The sequence below is a fragment of the Bradyrhizobium altum genome, assembly GCF_020889705.1.
GTDB classification, from domain to species: domain Bacteria; phylum Pseudomonadota; class Alphaproteobacteria; order Rhizobiales; family Xanthobacteraceae; genus Bradyrhizobium; species Bradyrhizobium altum.
Genome location: NZ_JACMYP010000093.1, coordinates 12,608 through 29,778, shown reverse-complemented (window position 1 = coordinate 29,778; position 17,171 = coordinate 12,608). Strand labels below are relative to the sequence as shown.

The 17,171-nt window shown below is 63.8% G+C and carries 15 protein-coding genes and 1 pseudogene; 5 read left to right on the top strand and 11 right to left on the bottom strand.

Annotation, left to right across the window (positions count from 1 at the left end; all coding sequences use genetic code 11):
• On the top strand, positions 1–751 hold a 751-nt coding region (locus tag H8B02_RS22375), incomplete at its 5' end, for a DnaB-like helicase C-terminal domain-containing protein (protein WP_229168284.1).
• A gap of 110 nt (positions 752–861) precedes the next feature.
• On the opposite strand, the gene H8B02_RS22370 is transcribed toward H8B02_RS22375, so the two are convergent.
• Complete coding sequence (locus tag H8B02_RS22370; RefSeq protein WP_229168283.1) at positions 862–1,449, bottom strand: hypothetical protein; 588 nt, start codon at positions 1,447–1,449, stop codon at positions 862–864.
• 544 nt (positions 1,450–1,993) lie between these two features.
• A pseudogene (locus H8B02_RS49305) lies at positions 1,994–2,119 on the bottom strand (DUF7673 family protein); the annotation flags it as partial.
• Between the two features lie 47 nt (positions 2,120–2,166).
• On the opposite strand from H8B02_RS49305, the gene H8B02_RS49030 reads away from it, so the two are divergent.
• Positions 2,167–2,520 carry a hypothetical protein gene (locus H8B02_RS49030; RefSeq protein ID WP_376711699.1) on the top strand — a complete coding sequence of 118 codons (354 nt, stop codon included), beginning with the start codon at positions 2,167–2,169 and terminating at the stop codon, positions 2,518–2,520.
• Positions 2,521–2,522: 2 nt separating this feature from the next.
• On the opposite strand, the gene H8B02_RS22360 is transcribed toward H8B02_RS49030, so the two are convergent.
• Both H8B02_RS22360 and H8B02_RS22355 read right to left on the bottom strand, forming a co-directional pair.
• A complete protein-coding gene (locus H8B02_RS22360) occupies positions 2,523–3,410 on the bottom strand; it encodes a DUF7007 domain-containing protein (protein WP_229168285.1) in 888 nt (295 codons plus the stop codon).
• Between the two features lie 126 nt (positions 3,411–3,536).
• Complete coding sequence (locus H8B02_RS22355) at positions 3,537–5,216, bottom strand: ParB/RepB/Spo0J family partition protein (RefSeq protein WP_229168282.1); 1,680 nt, start codon at positions 5,214–5,216, stop codon at positions 3,537–3,539.
• 294 nt (positions 5,217–5,510) lie between these two features.
• Here H8B02_RS22355 and H8B02_RS22350 point away from each other — a divergent pair, with 294 nt between their 5' ends.
• Positions 5,511–5,696, top strand: coding sequence for a hypothetical protein (locus H8B02_RS22350; protein ID WP_229168281.1), 186 nt, complete (start codon positions 5,511–5,513; stop codon positions 5,694–5,696).
• A gap of 230 nt (positions 5,697–5,926) precedes the next feature.
• Here H8B02_RS22350 and H8B02_RS22345 read toward each other — a convergent pair whose 3' ends face one another.
• The 3 genes from H8B02_RS22345 to H8B02_RS22335 all read right to left on the bottom strand — a co-directional run bounded on the left by H8B02_RS22345 (position 5,927) and on the right by H8B02_RS22335 (position 12,145).
• Positions 5,927–11,038, bottom strand: coding sequence for a helicase-like domain-containing protein (locus H8B02_RS22345; protein ID WP_229168280.1), 5,112 nt, complete (start codon positions 11,036–11,038; stop codon positions 5,927–5,929).
• A 94-nt stretch (positions 11,039–11,132) separates the two neighbouring features.
• On the bottom strand, positions 11,133–11,531 hold the full coding sequence (locus H8B02_RS22340; protein ID WP_229168279.1) for a DUF3085 domain-containing protein: 399 nt from the start codon (positions 11,529–11,531) through the stop codon (positions 11,133–11,135).
• Between the two features lie 11 nt (positions 11,532–11,542).
• Positions 11,543–12,145, bottom strand: a complete 603-nt coding sequence (locus H8B02_RS22335; protein WP_229168278.1) for a DUF1419 domain-containing protein — start codon at positions 12,143–12,145, stop codon at positions 11,543–11,545.
• A gap of 745 nt (positions 12,146–12,890) precedes the next feature.
• On the opposite strand from H8B02_RS22335, the gene H8B02_RS22330 reads away from it, so the two are divergent.
• Positions 12,891–13,079 (top strand): hypothetical protein, encoded by a 189-nt coding sequence (locus H8B02_RS22330; protein WP_229168277.1) that lies wholly within the window; start codon positions 12,891–12,893, stop codon positions 13,077–13,079.
• A 45-nt stretch (positions 13,080–13,124) separates the two neighbouring features.
• Here H8B02_RS22330 and H8B02_RS22325 read toward each other — a convergent pair whose 3' ends face one another.
• The 4 genes from H8B02_RS22325 to H8B02_RS22310 all read right to left on the bottom strand — a co-directional run bounded on the left by H8B02_RS22325 (position 13,125) and on the right by H8B02_RS22310 (position 15,479).
• Positions 13,125–13,307, bottom strand: coding sequence for a hypothetical protein (locus tag H8B02_RS22325; protein WP_229168276.1), 183 nt, complete (start codon positions 13,305–13,307; stop codon positions 13,125–13,127).
• A gap of 556 nt (positions 13,308–13,863) precedes the next feature.
• Positions 13,864–14,148 (bottom strand): hypothetical protein, encoded by a 285-nt coding sequence (locus tag H8B02_RS22320; RefSeq protein WP_229168275.1) that lies wholly within the window; start codon positions 14,146–14,148, stop codon positions 13,864–13,866.
• Between the two features lie 34 nt (positions 14,149–14,182).
• The gene (locus tag H8B02_RS22315; protein ID WP_229168274.1) at positions 14,183–15,070 is read right to left on the bottom strand and encodes a DUF3991 and toprim domain-containing protein; all 888 of its coding nucleotides are present in this window, start codon (positions 15,068–15,070) and stop codon (positions 14,183–14,185) included.
• Between the two features lie 226 nt (positions 15,071–15,296).
• Positions 15,297–15,479 carry a hypothetical protein gene (locus tag H8B02_RS22310; RefSeq protein ID WP_229168273.1) on the bottom strand — a complete coding sequence of 61 codons (183 nt, stop codon included), beginning with the start codon at positions 15,477–15,479 and terminating at the stop codon, positions 15,297–15,299.
• Positions 15,480–16,337: 858 nt separating this feature from the next.
• On the opposite strand from H8B02_RS22310, the gene H8B02_RS22305 reads away from it, so the two are divergent.
• Positions 16,338–17,165: a type IV toxin-antitoxin system AbiEi family antitoxin domain-containing protein gene (locus tag H8B02_RS22305; protein ID WP_229168272.1), complete on the top strand. Its 828-nt coding sequence runs from the start codon at positions 16,338–16,340 to the stop codon at positions 17,163–17,165.
• Positions 17,166–17,171 lie beyond the last annotated feature (6 nt).

Genomic DNA, 17,171 nt, shown 5'->3' with positions numbered 1-17,171 from the left:
TTCATATCAGCCTGCGGCGGCAGACGACGGCTCCCGGAAGGCTGCTGCCGGCGGGATCGTGGCGTTTTTCTCGCTTGAGATGTCGTCGGAGCAACTCGCCACGCGCGTCATATCCGAGCAAGCGGAGGTATCGTCATCGAGCATTCGCCGCGGCGGCATCGATGAACGACAGTTCGAGCGGCTTGTCGACCGCCGCAACGCGATGCGGCGCACCCCGCTCTATATCGACCAGACTGGCGGCTTGAGCATTGGCCAGGTGGCGGCGCGCGCAAGGCGTTTAAAGCGGCAGCGCGGGCTCGATCTGATCGTGATCGACTATCTTCAACTGATGCAAGGCCGGACACAGCGCGCTACGCAGAATCGTGTCCAGGAGCTCACCGAGATCACGACGGGCCTGAAGGCGCTGGCCAAGGAGCTCAACGTACCTATCATCGCACTCTCGCAACTCTCCCGTCTGGTCGAGAACCGGGAGGAGAAGCGGCCGCAGCTGTCGGACCTGCGAGAATCGGGTTCGATCGAGCAGGATGCGGACGTCGTGCTGTTCGTGTTTCGTGAGGAGTATTACCTGAAGAACAAAGAGCCGAGGCTGGGCACTGAAGAGCATCTGACATGGGAGGCCGATCTTGCGGCGGCACACGGCAAGGCGGAGATCATTATCGGCAAACAGCGTCACGGGCCCACAGGCACGGTGATGTTGTCGTTCCAGGGCGAGTTCACGCGCTTCGCCGATCTGGCGGAGGATCGGGACTGAACAATTCGGCGCAAGAGAGCGCGAGATAACAAAGGCCGCTCGTTGGGAGCGGCCTTTGTCGTGTCGGCGACGAGAGATAATTGGCGGGGCCGAAGCCCCGCCTGCGGCGGTCAGCCGAACGCTGCCATCTGGAGCGTGGCCGCTTTGCGGTCGATGGTCTGACCGGGGTTCTCGACCGGGCGTTCGAACGGCTTCCAGGCCTCGCCGACGACCTGCGCGTAGGCTGCAATGGCGCCTTCGGCCGCCATTCGCAGCGCGTGCGACTGCAGCGCCATGTCGGCGGCGAATTCCCTCTTACGCTGCGCGGTGCTGTCGAAGCCGACCGGACCATCGAGGTCCTCGTCGCGGGCGTCGTTGGCGGCCTTGGCCGTAGCGTCCCGGGCTTCCGTCACCGCGCGGGAATAGAACTGGCCGGCCCCATGTGCGGAGCCGACATAGGCGCCGACGATGCGCTGAAGATGGATCTGCATCGCCCGCTCGCCGAGGCCTCCGTTGAGGGCATCGGCGGTCTCGACGATCAGGCGCTCGTGGAGATGGCGGATGCCATCGCTGTCGAGGATGGGAAGGCCGAAGCTCTCGGAGATGAGGGTGGCCTGGGTGGCGTCCGGGCAGGCGAGCCGGACCATTTCGAGATTGGCGCTCTTGCGGAGCTGGACGACCTTGGCGGGCTGGCGGGGAGTGCGAGCGGTCTTGGTCATGGGAACATCCTTTCCTTCGGTTCTCCCAGAAGGCTTGGGCCGGCTCCTGCCGGTCCTCCCTTCGGGTGCGATCGGAAAAAACCGGCGGGATAACGGGCGCTTCCGGGTCCGGGGCCGCCAGATCGAGCGGAGCGGGTTTGCGCGCCAGCAGGGCCTTCAGGCCCTCGCGCAGCAAGCGGACCCGTTTTGCCAAGATCGGCGGTGATCCGGCCGCAACGCGGCGCGACAGCGGCCTGGAAGTGACCGGCCGCCGGTTTACGAGCGCAACAAACCCGAGGGGAGATCCGGCGAACCGGAACGATGAAGCGGAGAACAGGAGGTAGGGACCTCCATGACTTGGCGCGATCCCATTCGTCGACCCAGGTCGAGAGCGACGCGCGCGGCCACCTCGATGGACCTTTGCCCAGACCTCCGGCCGCCAGAGCTTGGTTCGCGATCTCGGCGCGGTAGGCTTTTGGACATTCCCGACTAGAACTTCGACGAGACCACCGATGATGGTCGCCATGTCGCGGGCGATATCATGATCCACGGCGAAGATGTCGGACAGGTCGAATCCGCCGAGGCTCCAGGTACCCCCCAAGATGAAGTTCGCGACATGGCGCAACCGGCCGGTGTCGCGCCTCGCGATGTGGAGCAGGCGTTCGAAGGCTGCGCGTGTGGCGTCTTCCATGGTCGCACTGCCTATGGCCCGCGCGATCGCAGCACAAGGCAGCCGCGATGGCACAGGTCGACAGCATGTCCGCACAAATCATCGAGCGGGTCAGTGGAAAGTCCGCTACGTGTGCAGAACGCCGCGATGACCGCATCCTGCCGCGCGAGCTTGCGGGACAGTGCGTCGATCTCTGGCTGGCGTTCCGCCGTGATTGCCGAAAGATGCGCGCGATATCGCTCGAGGAAGGCACTCGGGTCCGGCGCCATGCCCCACCGATAACTGGCGCTTGTCGGCTACAGCTGCGGGATCAGCGCCGTCATCCGCCGCGTGATCTGGCAGTCGATCAAGTCGAGCTGGCGCTGAATCTGCCGCCGCGCCTCCTGTATGCGGTGAAGGGGCGCCAGCCGATCCGAGGATGAGCTCATGTTGCGCTCCCGGCCTGCCAGCCGACGAAGTCCGATGGCCCGCCATAGACCTGGTGCCGGTTCGGGTCGATCACGAAGCCAAAGCGTCTGACCTCATATTCGGCGGATGGAACCAGGAAGCACCGCTCCTCCGTTCCAGCTCCGCGCCTGCCGCCGGGCGTCGCAACGCACTCCACGAAGCCTTCGCAGTGAGTTGAGGTGACCGCCGAGATCACGATCCAGTCGTTGGCATGTGCCAACTCGAAACTGCGACGATCCTTCTCGTAGGACTCTCCCGGTGCGAGCACGGTGCCGAAGATCGTCTCCCAGGCATCCGGCCATGAATCCTTGATCGTGCGTTCGGCGCAGCAGCGCTCGAACGTGGTGAAGAGATGCGGAAAGGTGATTGCGACGATCGCCCATTCGCAATCCTCCTCATACCAGCCGCCCGTCGATCGCAGCGAGGGATGGACCTTGCGGTTTTCCTCGGCCGAGAGCTTGAAGCCTCCATGTCCGGCCGTCGAGTGTTGTTCAACGCCTTCGGCATAGACGGTTGCGCCCTGCGAGGCTCCCCAAGGCGTGTGGGCATGCGAATACACCTCGAAGCGGCCAAGCATCTTGCGCTCGCGCTGATGCTTGGCGTTTTCGAGCACGGCGGCGCGGAATGCCGTCTCGTCGGCGAGCTCGCCGGAATGGCCGTAGAAATCGCTACGCTTCCATTCGTCCATTGGTCGAGGAATACGCCAGGCTGTGACGAGATGATGCCGGCCGTCGCGGCCGGGCGCCATCGCGAAAGCCGTTTCGCCGACAAGTGCGACGAGAAGGGCGTCAGCGCCGCGGCCGAAAGCGACTTCAGGAAATTCAGGCACGGTTTGGTTCTGGCGTGTGGGAGATGACGCATTCATGCTGCGGTCCTGTTCCTCGGTGACATGCGCGGACATCGTGTCCTCCGGTTTTTCGGATGTGTGGAAACAGAACCGCCGCCGGCTTGGCCGGCGGCGGCAGATGGTTCGGAACAAGGTGGCCGGCTGTTATTCAGCCGCCTCCCTGAACGCCTCGGCGTCATCCCGGGCCGTGTCATCGGCGATGCCCGCGGTTTCCTCATCCACCTCTTCGGCATCGTCCGGAACGGTCGTGCTTGACATCAGCCATTCGGAAAGCTTCGTCGGGTCCGGTGCGAAGAGCGCCGCGGCGTGGACGAAGCGGCCGTCCTTGAAGTGCTCGGCGAGCGCGTCGCGGGTGTCCTTTGCGCGCTGGCGCGGCAGGACCGGGGTGTCCTTGCACGATGCCTCGAGCGCGGGGCGCGACAGGCACGAGAGAAAGTCCTCGCTGCCCATGTTAGGCAAGAACTCGTCCGCGCCGATCGTCGCGCCGGCAATACGGGCAACGATGCCGCTGTTGGTGGCGTTCTCGCGGCACGAGAACACGTCGATGAGCATGGCGCGCGCTGCAGCCCGCAGCGTGTCCATATCGATGGCGAGCTTGCCGTCGCTGTCGAGCAGCACCACCGCGTGCTTCGCGAGGCGACTATGGCCGTTATGGAAACCGACGCTTCCCGTCGTGGCGGAGACGTTCTGGCCGGCGAAGGCAAGGATCAGCAGCGCCATCAGCGTATCGTCCTCGATCGGTGCGCGGCCGAGCGCTTCGCGCAGCGCGTCCGTCCGGTAGTCGCCGATCATCTCGACGCCCTTGCGCGTCACATCGGGACGAGGCTTCGAGACTACGCCGACATCGTCCGGAGCGCTGTCCGAGCCCGGCGCAGCCTTGCCCTTGGGCTTCTTCGCTTCGGGCATACGATAATGCACCGTCTGCACGCGACCCTCGCGGTCGAGATATAGAGCGGTGCAATCCGACTTCGCCGGCTTGCCGTGGACCCGTTCGGCCTTCGGTGGCAGCTTCACCTCTCCCCAGTTCGTGGTCTCAGCGATGACACCCTTCTTCGGCAGGTTGTTCGCCATCCATTCATGCTGCGCGCCGAGAAAGGCCTCGACGTCAGTGGTGTAGCGGCTGTCCTCGTCGGCCGGAGCAAACAGGTCCTCGACCCACTGGATTCCGTAAGCCTGCGCGAGATCGTCACCGAAGCTGGCGTGCCGTGCATGCATGCGCGTCTTCTGGAGGCCTTGCGCGACGCTCCACCAGGACACCTGCGGGTCCGCTTTCGACGGCTTGTGCTTCTTCCAGACCTCCTTCTGCTCGTCGAGCGAGGCCGCGGCGATGGTGCGCAGCTGCTGCTCGTTCGGCATGTCGCCCTTGGCCATGTGGTCGAGCATGGCGGGCAGTACATTCGCGAGCAGGCGCAGCTTCCTGATCTGGCGCACGGGAAGCGCAAGCGCGACGCCAATCGCTTCCTCGGTCCAGCCAAGCGCCACGAGACGCTCGATCGCGCGCCACTGGTCGACCGGATTGAGCGGCTCGAAGGCGATATTCTCGACTATCGAGCGCATGGCGCCATTGTCGTTTGCCGCCTCGTCGACGATGACGTCGATTTCCTCAAGGCCGGCCGCAATCGCTTGCTTCACGCGGCGATGCCCAGCATTGATGATGTAGGCGTTGCCGCCGCCAGCCTCTGGCGTGATAACGGGCGGCTGCACGATGCCGACAGCCTTGATCGTCGCCAGCAGCAGCGCGTCGGCCTGCGGCGTGGATTTTGTCTGACGCAGGCGGTCGGGGTTCTCCTTCAGCGCGCGCGGATCGATCTTGATGAGACGCATGGGAATGCTCCTTTTTGGGGTTGCGGGCCGGCTCGGCCGGCCTTTCTCGTCTTCTTTCCGAAGACATCCCCTGGCCCCGCGGAGCGGACGGGCCGGTGCAACTGCCGCCGAGCATCCCTGCCCGGCCGGACCAGCAGGGCCAAAGCCCTGCGCAGGACGGAGGGCCGGGATCGCGCAGGTGGCGGTTGAGCTTCAGCGCCAGCGGCCCGCCCGGTCTGCGAGCGGGCTTTTCCTCTTCTTCTTCTCTCACGACCCGCGGGTTCTCTTTTCAGGCCATCTCCTGCATAGTGCGGCATGGCCAAAACAAAAGTGACCTTCAAAGCCGTCCGCATTTCAGACAGCGACTGGAAAATACTTGCGGATTACCCGGGCAGCGAACAGCGCGAAATCACAGGGTTCACCAGCAAGGCAGATGCCGACGACTGGATGAACGGAGACCGCAAGATCGCGTGGCTCCGCTCTCAGGGTTACGCCAAGTGACGCGGTAGCTCTTCAACGCGTCATTGAGTGTCACGGTAATGCTTCTCGGCTTCTGGTTCCTGCCGCCGTGCTTCCTTGATTTTGGGGGCATGCCTCGCGTTGCTAGGACAACTTCGATCGCCCTGAAATTGGCGGCGGCCCTCTCATACAATCTCCCGCTGTTGTCAGCCGCGGGCTATGCTTTGCGCCGAAGACGGCCAATGGGCACAAGCCGACAGAGGGGTGCTGCTCTAAGCCGCGATCGCGCCCGCCTCGCCTGCCCCTTCGATGTCCGAGGCGAGCGCCTTCTCGATCTCGACGAGTTGCCGGCGCTTCTCCGCGAGCTCGTCGGCGAAGGCAAAGGCGCCGCCTTCGCGGGACTGATAGGACGCAAGGCGCCGTCGCGCATCGGCGAGACGCTGACGAAAGCGTTCCCGTTCCCCCTCGAAATCATCGAGCGCGTGCTCCAGGCGGGAGACTGCGCCAAGCGGCGTCACCGTGACCGGCAGCTCGATCTCGTATTCGGCGGCGGTCCGCAACAGCATGGTGGTGTAGCGATAGCCGTCGCGTCCGAAGCGCTCGCCCGCATATTCAAGGTCGAAGCCGCCGATCGAAGCGATGACGCTCTCGCCCTCCTGCTGAAGCTGGACGAGGGTCAAAATCTCCTTCATCAGCGCGCGGCCGGCCTCCTTGCGTTCGGTATAGGACCTGCCATTCATGCTCATCGCAAAGGCCTCGCCCGTCGTCGGCACAAGGCGTTCGATGTCCTGTCGGATCTCCGCGATGCGCCGGGTCGAGAACTCGATCTCGCGCTCGGCGTCGCGCATCTGACGGCGCACGGCATGCTGATCATCGACATGAGCGGCGCGCAACCGCTCCAGCCGTGCGATATCGGCCTCTAACCCTGCCTTCTGCATCAGGCGCTGGTCGCCGGAGGCGATCGCCTTGGCCATGGCGAACTGGTTCGCCTGACCTTCGCCCAGGTCCTCGAGCCGCCGTATCGAGGTATCGCCCGAGAGCGCGGCCGCGATGAAGCGGGCCTTGCGCTCATTGTTCTGCCACATGGTCGCATCGAGCGAGCCCTCGGTCGCATAGGCGAACACATCGACCTCGTCGTGCTGATTGCCTTGCCGCACGATGCGGCCCTCGCGCTGCTCGATCTGAGACGGCAACCAGGGCACATCGAGATGATGCAGGGCCTTGAGGCGCAACTGCGCATTGACCCCGGTGCCCATCGTGTCGGAGGAACCGATCAGGAAGCGAACCTTACCGGCGCGCACATCGCCGAACAGGCGCTGCTTGGCCTCGGACTTCTTGTGGTCCTGCATGAAGGCGATCTCCGATGCCGGCACGCCCATTCGGATGAGCTCATCGCGAATCCATCGATAGGCCGAGAAGCCGCGGCTCTTCTCGACGCTGATCGTGCCGAGATCGGAGAAGATCATCTGCGCGGCGCCGGGCAGCTCGAACGGCTTGGCGTCCGGGCGCACGTAGCTGTTCTCAGCCGTCTCCTTCCAGATCCGGAAGGCGTTCGCGATGAGATTGTTGAGCTTGTTCTCCGCCTCGTTGTCATTGTCGGTATCGACAAGCCGCAAATCGATCGCGGCGTGGCGACCATCGGTGATGACGGAAAGCAGGATGTCATCGCCGGGCTCCGGCGGCCGATCGCGCATCTCGATCGCCTTGATGCGCTCGTCGAGCAGGCCCTGGTAGCGCCTGAAGGCAGCCGTCGGTTTGGACGTCAGAATCTCGCGCCGGCCGGTCGAGATCGTCGGCACCTTCACAAATTGGCGCAGGTCGTCCGGCATCACCACGTCCGCAAAGGAGCGGAACATCGCGATCAGCTCCGGCACGTTGACGAAGCTGGCGAAGCGCGTCACCGGCTTGTATTTGCCGGAGGGCTGAAGCTCGAGCTCCGTCGAGACATCGCCAAAAGTCGACGCCCAGGCGTCGAACTCATGCAGGCCCCGTTGCGCCAGCGCCTCGTGCCCGAGGTAGCGCTGCACCGAGAACATCTCGCCGAGGGTGTTGGTGATCGGCGTGCCGGAGGCGAGCACCAACGCCCGGCCGGGGTTCTTCGTCTCGAGGAAGCGCGACTTCACATAAAGGTCCCAGGCGCGCTGCGAGCCGTTCGGATCGACCCCCTTCAAGGTGCTCATATTGGTCGCGAAAGAGAGCTTCCTGAACTCCTGCGCCTCGTCGACGATGATTTGGTCAACGCCGATCTCGGAGATGGTCAGAAGGTCGTCCTTGCGGGTCGACAGCGATTCCAGCCGCTCCTTCAGGCCCTCTTTCAACCGTTCGAGGCGCTTGCGCGAGACGCGGTCGTCGCTCTCGACCTTCGTGAGCAGGGTTTCGTAGAGCTCCAGCTCATCCTGGATCATCTGCTGCTCGAACGCCGAGGGTACGGCGATGAAACGGAACGCCGAATGCGTGATGACGATCGCGTCCCATGTCGCCGTCGCCGCACGCGACAGGAAACGTTGCCGCTTGTCCTTGCTAAAATTGGTCTCGTCGGCGACGAGAATGCGCGCCGCCGGGTACAGCGCCAGGAACTCGCGCGCCGCCTGCGCCAGGCAATGGCCGGGCACCACCAGCATGGCCTTGGCGATCAGGCCAAGCCGCCGCTGCTCCATGATCGCGGCCGCCATGGTCATGGTCTTGCCGGCGCCAACCGCGTGGGCGAGATAGGTCGAGCCGGCCGAGACGATCCGCCAGATGCCGCGCTTCTGGTGGCCATAAAGAGAAAAGGCGCCAGAGGCGCCCGGGAGCTTCAGATGGGAGCCGTCGAAGGCTCGCGGCGCGATATTGTTGAAGCGGTCGTTGTAGACCCGCGCCAGCCGGTCGGTGCGATCAGGGTCGGACCAGATCCAGCGCTGGAAGGCATCCTTGATCTTTTGCAGCTTCGTCTTCGCCGCCTCGGTATCGATGACATTGAGCACGCGCCGTTCGCTCATCTCCTCCTTGATGGTGTCGAAGATCTGCGGCACCCGGCTGTTCAGCGCATCGGCGAGCAGCTCCCCGGCATGCCGGCGATCCGTGCCCCATTCCGACGTCCCGGCCGCCACCCATCCGAGCTGACGCGCCTCCACGGTCCAGGAGGCCAGTTCGGGCATATGATGGATCTTGATGTCGGCGTCCATCGTCTCCTTGACGAAGGCGACGATATCGGCGGCCGGAATCCAGGGCGCGCCGAGCCGCGCGGTGATATCGGAGGGGCGCAAATCGACCGGCTGTACAGCCTGCAGCGCAGTAACGTTGCGCTCGTAGGATGGATCGAGCGCCGCAGCGGCCTCGGCCGTCTTCAGCTTGTCGCGGACGTGGCCCGACAGATAAGCGTCCGCCGTCTGCCACGATCCGTCCGCCGGATCGCGAAAGATGGCGCTGCCGAGTTCGGCGACAACGTCCTGGGCGCCACGATGCAAGAGCTCTGCGATGTGCTCGACGTCGACCCGGCCACGCTCGTTGAGTACGACGGCCAGCGCGTCCGCCGCGCTGGTGATCACCGGCGGCGCCGGCGGCGAAATCACGCGCTCGGTGAAGATCGGGCCGGGCTTCGCTGTATTGGTCTCGAGGTCATAGTCCTCGATGGAAGCGACCAGCCAGCAATCGGGATCGTCGAGGAAGGGCTGGATGTTGGGGCGGCGATGCGTCTCCCGCACTTCGCCGGTCTCCTCGTCTTCCGTCATGGCGACAGTGGTGAAGTTGATCGGGCCGAAGTCGCGCGCGAAGTTCGACCAGGCGATGCGCAGCCTGACCTGGGCCTCCTTCCAGGGCCGGTCGAACTCCTGCGCCTTCAATACCTCACGCACCGCATCGCGGATCGGGATCAGCTTCCTGACGATGCGGACATGCTTCTCCGGGATGCCGTCGGCACTACGGCCCTTGCGGGCATTTACGGCGACGGACTGGCCGTCGAGAACCTGCATCAGGCCGTGGGCCTTGTCGAAGAAATAGCTGCCCTCACGCACATGCCGATCGGATGGCAGGTCGACGAGGGCCGGATCGCCAGCGTCCTCCAGGTCGGGATCGGGATCGATCACGTCGGGCTCGCCGTCGTAGATTGCTTGAGGAAGGAGAGCGATGACGGCCGAGAGCGCGACGTCGAGATCCTCGCCATCACGGGGACGGCATGTGTAGGTCTCGCCGAAGGGACCGGAGGCGAGACCGTGCGTGCCGAGCACTGACTGCGGATGGTCAGCAAACCAGCGGTTCACCCGGATGGTGCCTTCATCCTCCGTCGCAGGCCGGACTTCGTCGACATCGAGCCAGGACCGGTCGCCTTCCGGATCTCCGATCTTGCGCTTCCGGAAGAACAGCATGTCGACGACGACATCCGTGCCGGCGCTGGCACGGAAGCTGCCCTCGGGCAGCCGAATGGCGGCGACCAGGTCAGCGGTCTTGGCAATATGCCCCCGCGCCGAGACGTCCGCCTTGTCCATCGTGCCGGAGCTGGTCACAAAGGCTGCAAGCGCGCCGGGCTTCAGCAAGTCGATGGATCGCGCGATGAAGTAGTCATGCAGGCGAAGGCCCATCGACCTATACGCACGGTCCGAGCGCACAATGCGGTCGGAGAACGGGGGATTGCCGATGGCGAGGTCGAAGCTCGCCGGCAGCTCCGTGCGCGCGAAATCGCCGGCGATGATGCGCGCGCGCGGCTGCAACAGGCGCACGACGCGTGCCGTGACCGGATCGAGCTCGATCCCGGTGACATGCGAGATGTCACGAAGCCCTTCCGGCATCAGCGCCGGAAACAGCCCTGTGCCGATGCCGGGCTCGAGGACGCGGCCGCCGCGCCAGCCCAGGCGCTGCAGTCCCGCCCAGATCGCGCGTACGATGAACTCCGGCGTGAAATGCGCATACTGGGTGCAGCGCGCGAGCGAGGCATGGTCGAGATCGCCGACCGCATCCTCAAGGTCCGATCCGATCGCCTCCCACCCCTTGCGAAACTCGGTCTCGCCAGGACGCCGGAAGACGGTGTTGGCGAGCTCGGACGCGCCGAATCCGGTGAAGCGGATCAGCTGCTCCTGCTCCTCAGGCGTAGCCGGTCGCTCCTCGGCTTCGATCCCGGCGGCGAGCCGGATCGCGGTGATGTTGTCGCGGGCGCGATCCTTCCAGCCCCTCGCCAGGGCGCGGTCGCCGGCGAGAAGAAAATTCGCGCCGCGCGTGCGGCCAGCAGATGACACAGAAACTGGGACCGCCGCCAGCCCCGTCGCGGGAGCCGGCGTCGATGGATCGGGATCGTCGTCATCGTCGGGCTCGAAGGTCGAACCGCCGGCGAAAGCGGTAACGCCGAGGCCGAGGCCGGACGACAGCGCTGTATTGCCGAAAAGGTCGAGCGTGAAGGGATCGTCTTGCGACATCGAAATTTCTCCTTGTGATGAGGGCACGTGCCGTCGTCGCGCCGAGCTGCCTCGGCGGGTGCGGATGGTCACGGTGGATTGGGGATGGGAGGCGCTAGCGCACGATGAGCGACAGCGAGATGTCGGTCTCGCTCAGCTGCACCCGCAGATGCGTGTAGCGAAAATCACGATTGATGAGAGGGATGAGCCGCTCGGCCTCGATGAACTCGATGCCGTCATCGCCGCCGAAATGGCGGCGCTTGTAGTCGAACCAGTCCGGATTGCCGATCGGATGGCATTCCTCGGAATAGACCACAAGCGGGCGAGCGCCATCGCTGAGCTTGCCGTTCGACATGATGTAGACGCCGTTGTCACCGACGAGCCAGAGTCCAGGCTTCTCGCCCTCACCGGGCTTTTGGCCGTAATAGGGATTGCGGAACCCGTCATTGGCGGCGGCGTCGGATTTTCCGCGATCGATAACCGTGCGGACGGCGGGGATGGGGAATGTGAACATCACCACCTCCCTCACGCCGCGATCGCGTCAGGCACGTAGCGCAGATGCACCGGCAGCTTCGCGGCGATCTCCGCGTCGGTCAGCTGGTCGAGCGGCTTCAGCACGGTGCCGTGCTCGCCGCCGTAGAGCAGCACCGTGCGCTCGCCGCGCAGATGCTCGGCCCAGCGGTCTCCGGCATAGCCACGATAATCGTCATGCGTGCTCGACCAGATATGCTCGAGCCGCTCCTCGCGCGTCATTGCCTCGGCGGGACGCGCTTCCCGTTCGATGATCGCGGCGCGCATCCGATCCGGCGAGCCCTTGTCGCTAAGATCGCAATAGCCGTGGAAGTAGCGCGGTTGGCCGTCGATCCTCAGCGCGAAGAAAACGCCGGTGATGCTGCCGGCGAGGAATTCGCGCAACGCGAACATCTCAGCCTTTATCCAGAGCGGCGGCAGGATCTCGAGCATATGGTCGTGGTCGGCCTGGCCGATTTCGAACCATTCGCCGCAATAAAGCACGCTGTCGTCGTTCTCGGAGCGGTTCGGCCGCTGCGCGTGGCGATCGAACATGCGGAACATCTGCCGGCGGTCGGCAATGCCCTGATAGACCTTGCGGATCGGAGAGAGGGTCATGAGCGGGCTCCTTTCAGCCTCGTCGGGCTGAAGCGCGGCTCATCCTTCCGATTCCGCCATCGTCTTCAGCCCTTCCTGACCCCTCCCCCGTGGCCGCCTCTCCGACCGGCCGGGTCAAGGGCCGCGGCACGCGGGCGAAGCTTCACCCTTGACGCGGCCGGCGGGCATGCGGCAGTCGGGTTTTCCTTTCCCTCCTCTCCATCTTCATCTGGTTGCCGGGATGTACCTGTTCGTCCCAATCCTCGGCGGCAGGCCGTTGCCGTCGACATGCGCCGCCCACATGCTGCCGTGCGTTCCTTCGCAATTCGTCATTACCGGATCACGGCACGGATAATGTCCGGCCGAAGCTTGGATCACCTGATCAGTTCATCTACCGCTCGACCCCATCCATATCCACTGGCGAGAAACCGCCTGCCTTGTCACCCTCCGCTCCAAGCCGATCCTGCGCGGTCCATTTCCTGGATCATCTCGACCCAGGTCCTTGAACTGGCTTGATGGGCCGATGTGTCGGTCGATCAGGCGTCGAAGTTCTTGCCCGAAGACCACGTTCAGCTCCCATCAGCACACTTGACGCGAAGCGCCTGCGGTGAATCGTGATTGTCAACGCGGCAATTTGCAGGTCACGTTTGCGGAACGCGAGTCGCAGGCTGGTCATTACCAGCCCGTGTGATATGTGGGCGGCGGCGGCCTTGGCCAAAGCTCAGACACTTCGAGGCCGCTCTTTCGTCCATTCATTAGGGATTCTATGCCAAACTCCAAACAGAAGAAGCCACTCATCCGGCGGGAATACACCAAGGATGATCTGAAGGCGCTCAAGGCTCACTCGAAGGCCAGGACGCCGATCGCCAAGATCTCGAAGCAGATGAAGCGTACGGTGCCGGCGCTTCGGGCCAAGGCCCACCAGCTCGGCATCGGGCTCGGCCACCAGCGCTGAGCCCACGGCAGCAGGGAGTGGCTGAAGATCGGCACGAAGCGCTGGCTACAATTCGCAGGCGTCGACCTCCTCGTCCGGGAACTTCTCGGACTCGAGGTCGAGCCTATCCTTCGCCTCTTCCAGCTCTCCGGTGATCAGAACGTAGTCTTCGAACGTGCTCGACGAGCTGATGTGCTTTTCGATCAGCCGCCGCAGCTCGACCCTGAACTGATGTTTACCGAAGGTCATTCGTCCCCTCCGTACCGTCCAACGCCGGGCCTGGTCCTTTAACAGCGCGAAACGCTCGTCTCCGGTTGGCGTGGACGGAAGCCGATCACCACCCACCATATGGCAAGACCGATGATCAAGAGCACCAGCGGCGGCGCAATCACGATCGCAATCGTGGTCTGTCTACGGGTGGTGACCTCTTCCCTGCCGCTTGTCTGGCCTTTTCTCGCAGCCTGTTGAAAAGTGGCAAACGATTCCCCAAACGATTTGCCGGAGAATGGACAAAACCGGTTAAGGAGTGGAGTCCTTGGAAGCAATCCGATCACAGCCATTTTGGGCCTATTGCACCGACTGGACAAGCCCACCGCGTCCGAAACAACCGTAGCGGGCGAATTTAGAGGTCCAGCCTCCGGTGTCTCCGAAAGCGCCTATCGAACTGCGGACGTGAGCAGGCGCATCCTCGCGATCGATGGTGCGCCAAGCCCACCAGCGCCTCTCCTGCAGGAGCGGATAGCCAGAGAAGTCTGGGACGGGTGAAAGACCGCACGCGCAGGGATTTCGTCATGTATCGCTCTTTTCAATGGCTTAGGCGATATTCGTACAGCGTCGGTTCGCCGTAAATAAAGGTGACTTCGCAGCGCTCGATATAGCGCTTGCACTCACCGCGTTTGCCCATCCGGACGTAGAAGCGGCCGCCTTTTTCCATGCGCCGAACGAAGTGCCTGCTACGGTTTCCGCGGAAAACGTCGCCGCTGTGCACCATGACCCTGTTGTGAAAGTGGATGTGCTTGTCCACCAGTGGGTGGTCCAAGCCCATCGTCACCGTCCGCAGAGCCTTCGCAAGCTCGTCCAGTTCAACCATCGGCGTCCTCATACAACCGAATTTGCCGGATACCCTATTTTTGCAGCTGGTCATTCCAGTCCTCCGTCGCCGGCCGCAGGCGGTCATAGTCGCAGCCCACCTCCTGCGCGATGGCCGCGAGCCGATCGGCATAGACCTCTCCCTGCCGATTGTTATCGGTCGCCGCAACGAGCCGCGCGCCCGGCCGCGCGCTCAGCGCTCGAATGGCGGCGACTGTCGCCGGCGCCCAGCCGCCACCGGTGCTCAGATAAAGAGTATCCGGCCGCTGGGCTTCGATCGCCGGCAGGCTCATGGCGTCGATCGCGGCCTCGGTGATGCAGAGCCGGGTCGCGTTCGTCGGTCCGAAACGGAACAGCACCTTGCCGCCGCCGCTGGCGAAGCCGCGCCATTGCGGACCGCGCTTCTCCCAGCCTGTGACTACGCCGTCATTGTCGAGATGCGCCGCCCACATGCTGCCGTGAGGGCCTTCGCGCAAACGATCATGCCGAATCGCAGTGTGGATGATGGCTTCCGGAATGCCACGCTCGTCGCGCAGATAGCACCATGTCAGTGAACCTCGCCAAGGCTTGCGCCGCACGCGCCAGCGATCCGCAGCAGTAAGATCAGGATCGTGCGCGCGGGATTCTCGTGTCCAGACGGGCTCCGCCGGCACAAATCCGACGAGGTCGGAGACTCGCTGCAGCACCTCGGGAAACGCGATGCCATCGAGATGCTCCAGCAGCGAGAAGACGTCGCCTCTGGCGTCGGACAGTGCGTCGAACCAGCCCCTTCCCTGATGGATCACGATGATGATGTCGCTGCCGCGACGATATTTGACGGCTTTGCGCGTGCTCTCCTTCAGATCGATCGCAAATCCGGCCTTCTCGAGCACGGCGGCGCAAGCCACGCGATTCTTCAGCTCTTCGATGTCCTTCTTTTCCATCTCCGCTTCCCGGCGCACCGCCGCGCCGGACCTTTCCCGCTTGAATTTCTTATCTCCCGCGGCTTGCGGGACCACTCGCCCCTGCCGCGAAGAGCGAAGGGGGCAAGGGCGCGGCTGGCAATTGATGAATTATGCGGGGCACTCGGCGTCATCGCGTCGGCCAGCCGCGGCGCAGCTTCCCTTGCCGCCGCCCGCTCGCAAGCGGCACACAAGGGAAAAACCCGGCTCAATGAGCCGGGCCGGGCTGGTAGGGATCGTATTCATGAACAACCGTGACATCGGCATCGTCGAGTTCGTCGCTCGGCATCACGCCGTATGCGCCGTCGACCTTGAAGAGCGTGACGGGGACCATCAGGGTGCGAGCGAGTTCGAAGGCATTGGACTGGGCGAGGGAAAGATTGTGCGACATTTGAGGGCTCCATCGTGAGCGAGGCCGATCCCCGCTCGATGGCGTCCGTCAGTGTCCTCAACCGGCCGCGATCACCGCGCAGCCGAAGGCGCAGCGGCGGCATGCTCGCATAGCCGACCCCTTGCGGGTTGATCGTGGAAGGCCGGGCGGAGGACCAGGAAAGCCATCCGTGGAGAGCGGGGTCGGGCTTGCTGCAAAATGGTCAGTGCCCTTCCGCGCGCTTTTTCCCCGGCCGCGAATTCAGTGGCGTCGTGCTCGGCTGTTAGTCCCGCAACACGGATCAGGTCAAAGCGAGGAAATGCGTTAGCGGCGGCAAGTGATATCGGCGCTGCCGTTCAATTCGCCGTCGCGGTGGGCATCCGTTCGGCGCCAGAAGCAGTAAGCGGCAACGATCGTCACCCGAAGGGCGGAGACGCTTCGCGGCTCCGGCCGCAAGCCCATGCTTGCGGGTAGAGCGTGACCGACCGGCAGGGAGGGGCCGCCAGCAATACTTTCGCGCCTGGGCCTTCATCCCTCGGCATTGGCATGCTGACGGGGTGCTGTCGGGAGACAATGAGAGCTATCGGACGCTACTGACCAAAGTTTGGATACAAATTTCAGCCAGAGCCGCGACTGGAGGCCCTGACGGCCTTCACTCGCTTCCCATCAAGGGGGTCCCGCAACGAGGCCCCAGCGCAGGAACGGACGGGAGAAAACCCGTCAGGCGCTTCGGCCCAGCCAATAGCCCGGCCGAAGGGAACGCATTTCGGCCTGTCTCGCTTTGGAACGAATCTATTACGTCCGCTTTGAATTGACAAATATGACGATATATAAAGTCCCGACTCGCCTTTACTTTGAACTTATGCCATAATGTCCAGCATGAATGGACAAAAAGAGACAAAACTAAAGTTGCTCCTGCAGACGGTTCCGCCGGGTTTCCTCGTGGATACGGGCTGGATGAGCCGTCATGCCATCTCGCGGCAGTCCGTCTCCGGCTACGTCAAACAGGGCTGGCTCGAACCCGTGATGACGGGCCTGTACCGCCGTCCATTCATGCCGGATACGCCTCCAGAAGCGGCCATCGGATGGAAGATCCCTCTGCTCTCGGCCCTCTGGCTCATGCGGCACAGATTTCATGTCGGCGGGGCCAGTGCTCTCTCCCTGCGGGGCCATACGCACTATCTTTCGTTCGGCGGTGAATTCTCGCTCTATCTTTATGGCGCCGACGTTCCGGCATGGCTGTCAAAACTGCACACCGACGCACGCGTGGTGGTCAGGAGCAACGCCCTGTTTGGGGATGAAGCCGTCGGCATCGAAAATTTCGATTTCAGCCTCTCGAATGACGATGACCCGGGGCTTGTGCAGAACCCGTGGCGCTGGCCGATACCGATGTCGTCCCCCGAACGTGCAATCCTCGAGATGCTCGACGAGCTCCCGAAGGGCGAGAGCTTCCACACGATCGACATGGCGTTCGAAAGCCTCGCCAATCTGCGCCCGAAACTGCTGACGACGCTGCTGGCCCAGTGCCGAAGCGTGAAAACCAAGCGCCTCTTCTTCGTCTATGCCGACAAGCACAACCATGCCTGGCGCAGGCACATCGACAGCTCGGCGGTCGATCTCGGCAAGGGCGACCGGGCGTTGAGCCCAGGCGGCCGGCTCCATCCCGTGTACCGCGTCACAATTCCAAACGATCTCATGCGCGCGTGAGCAATA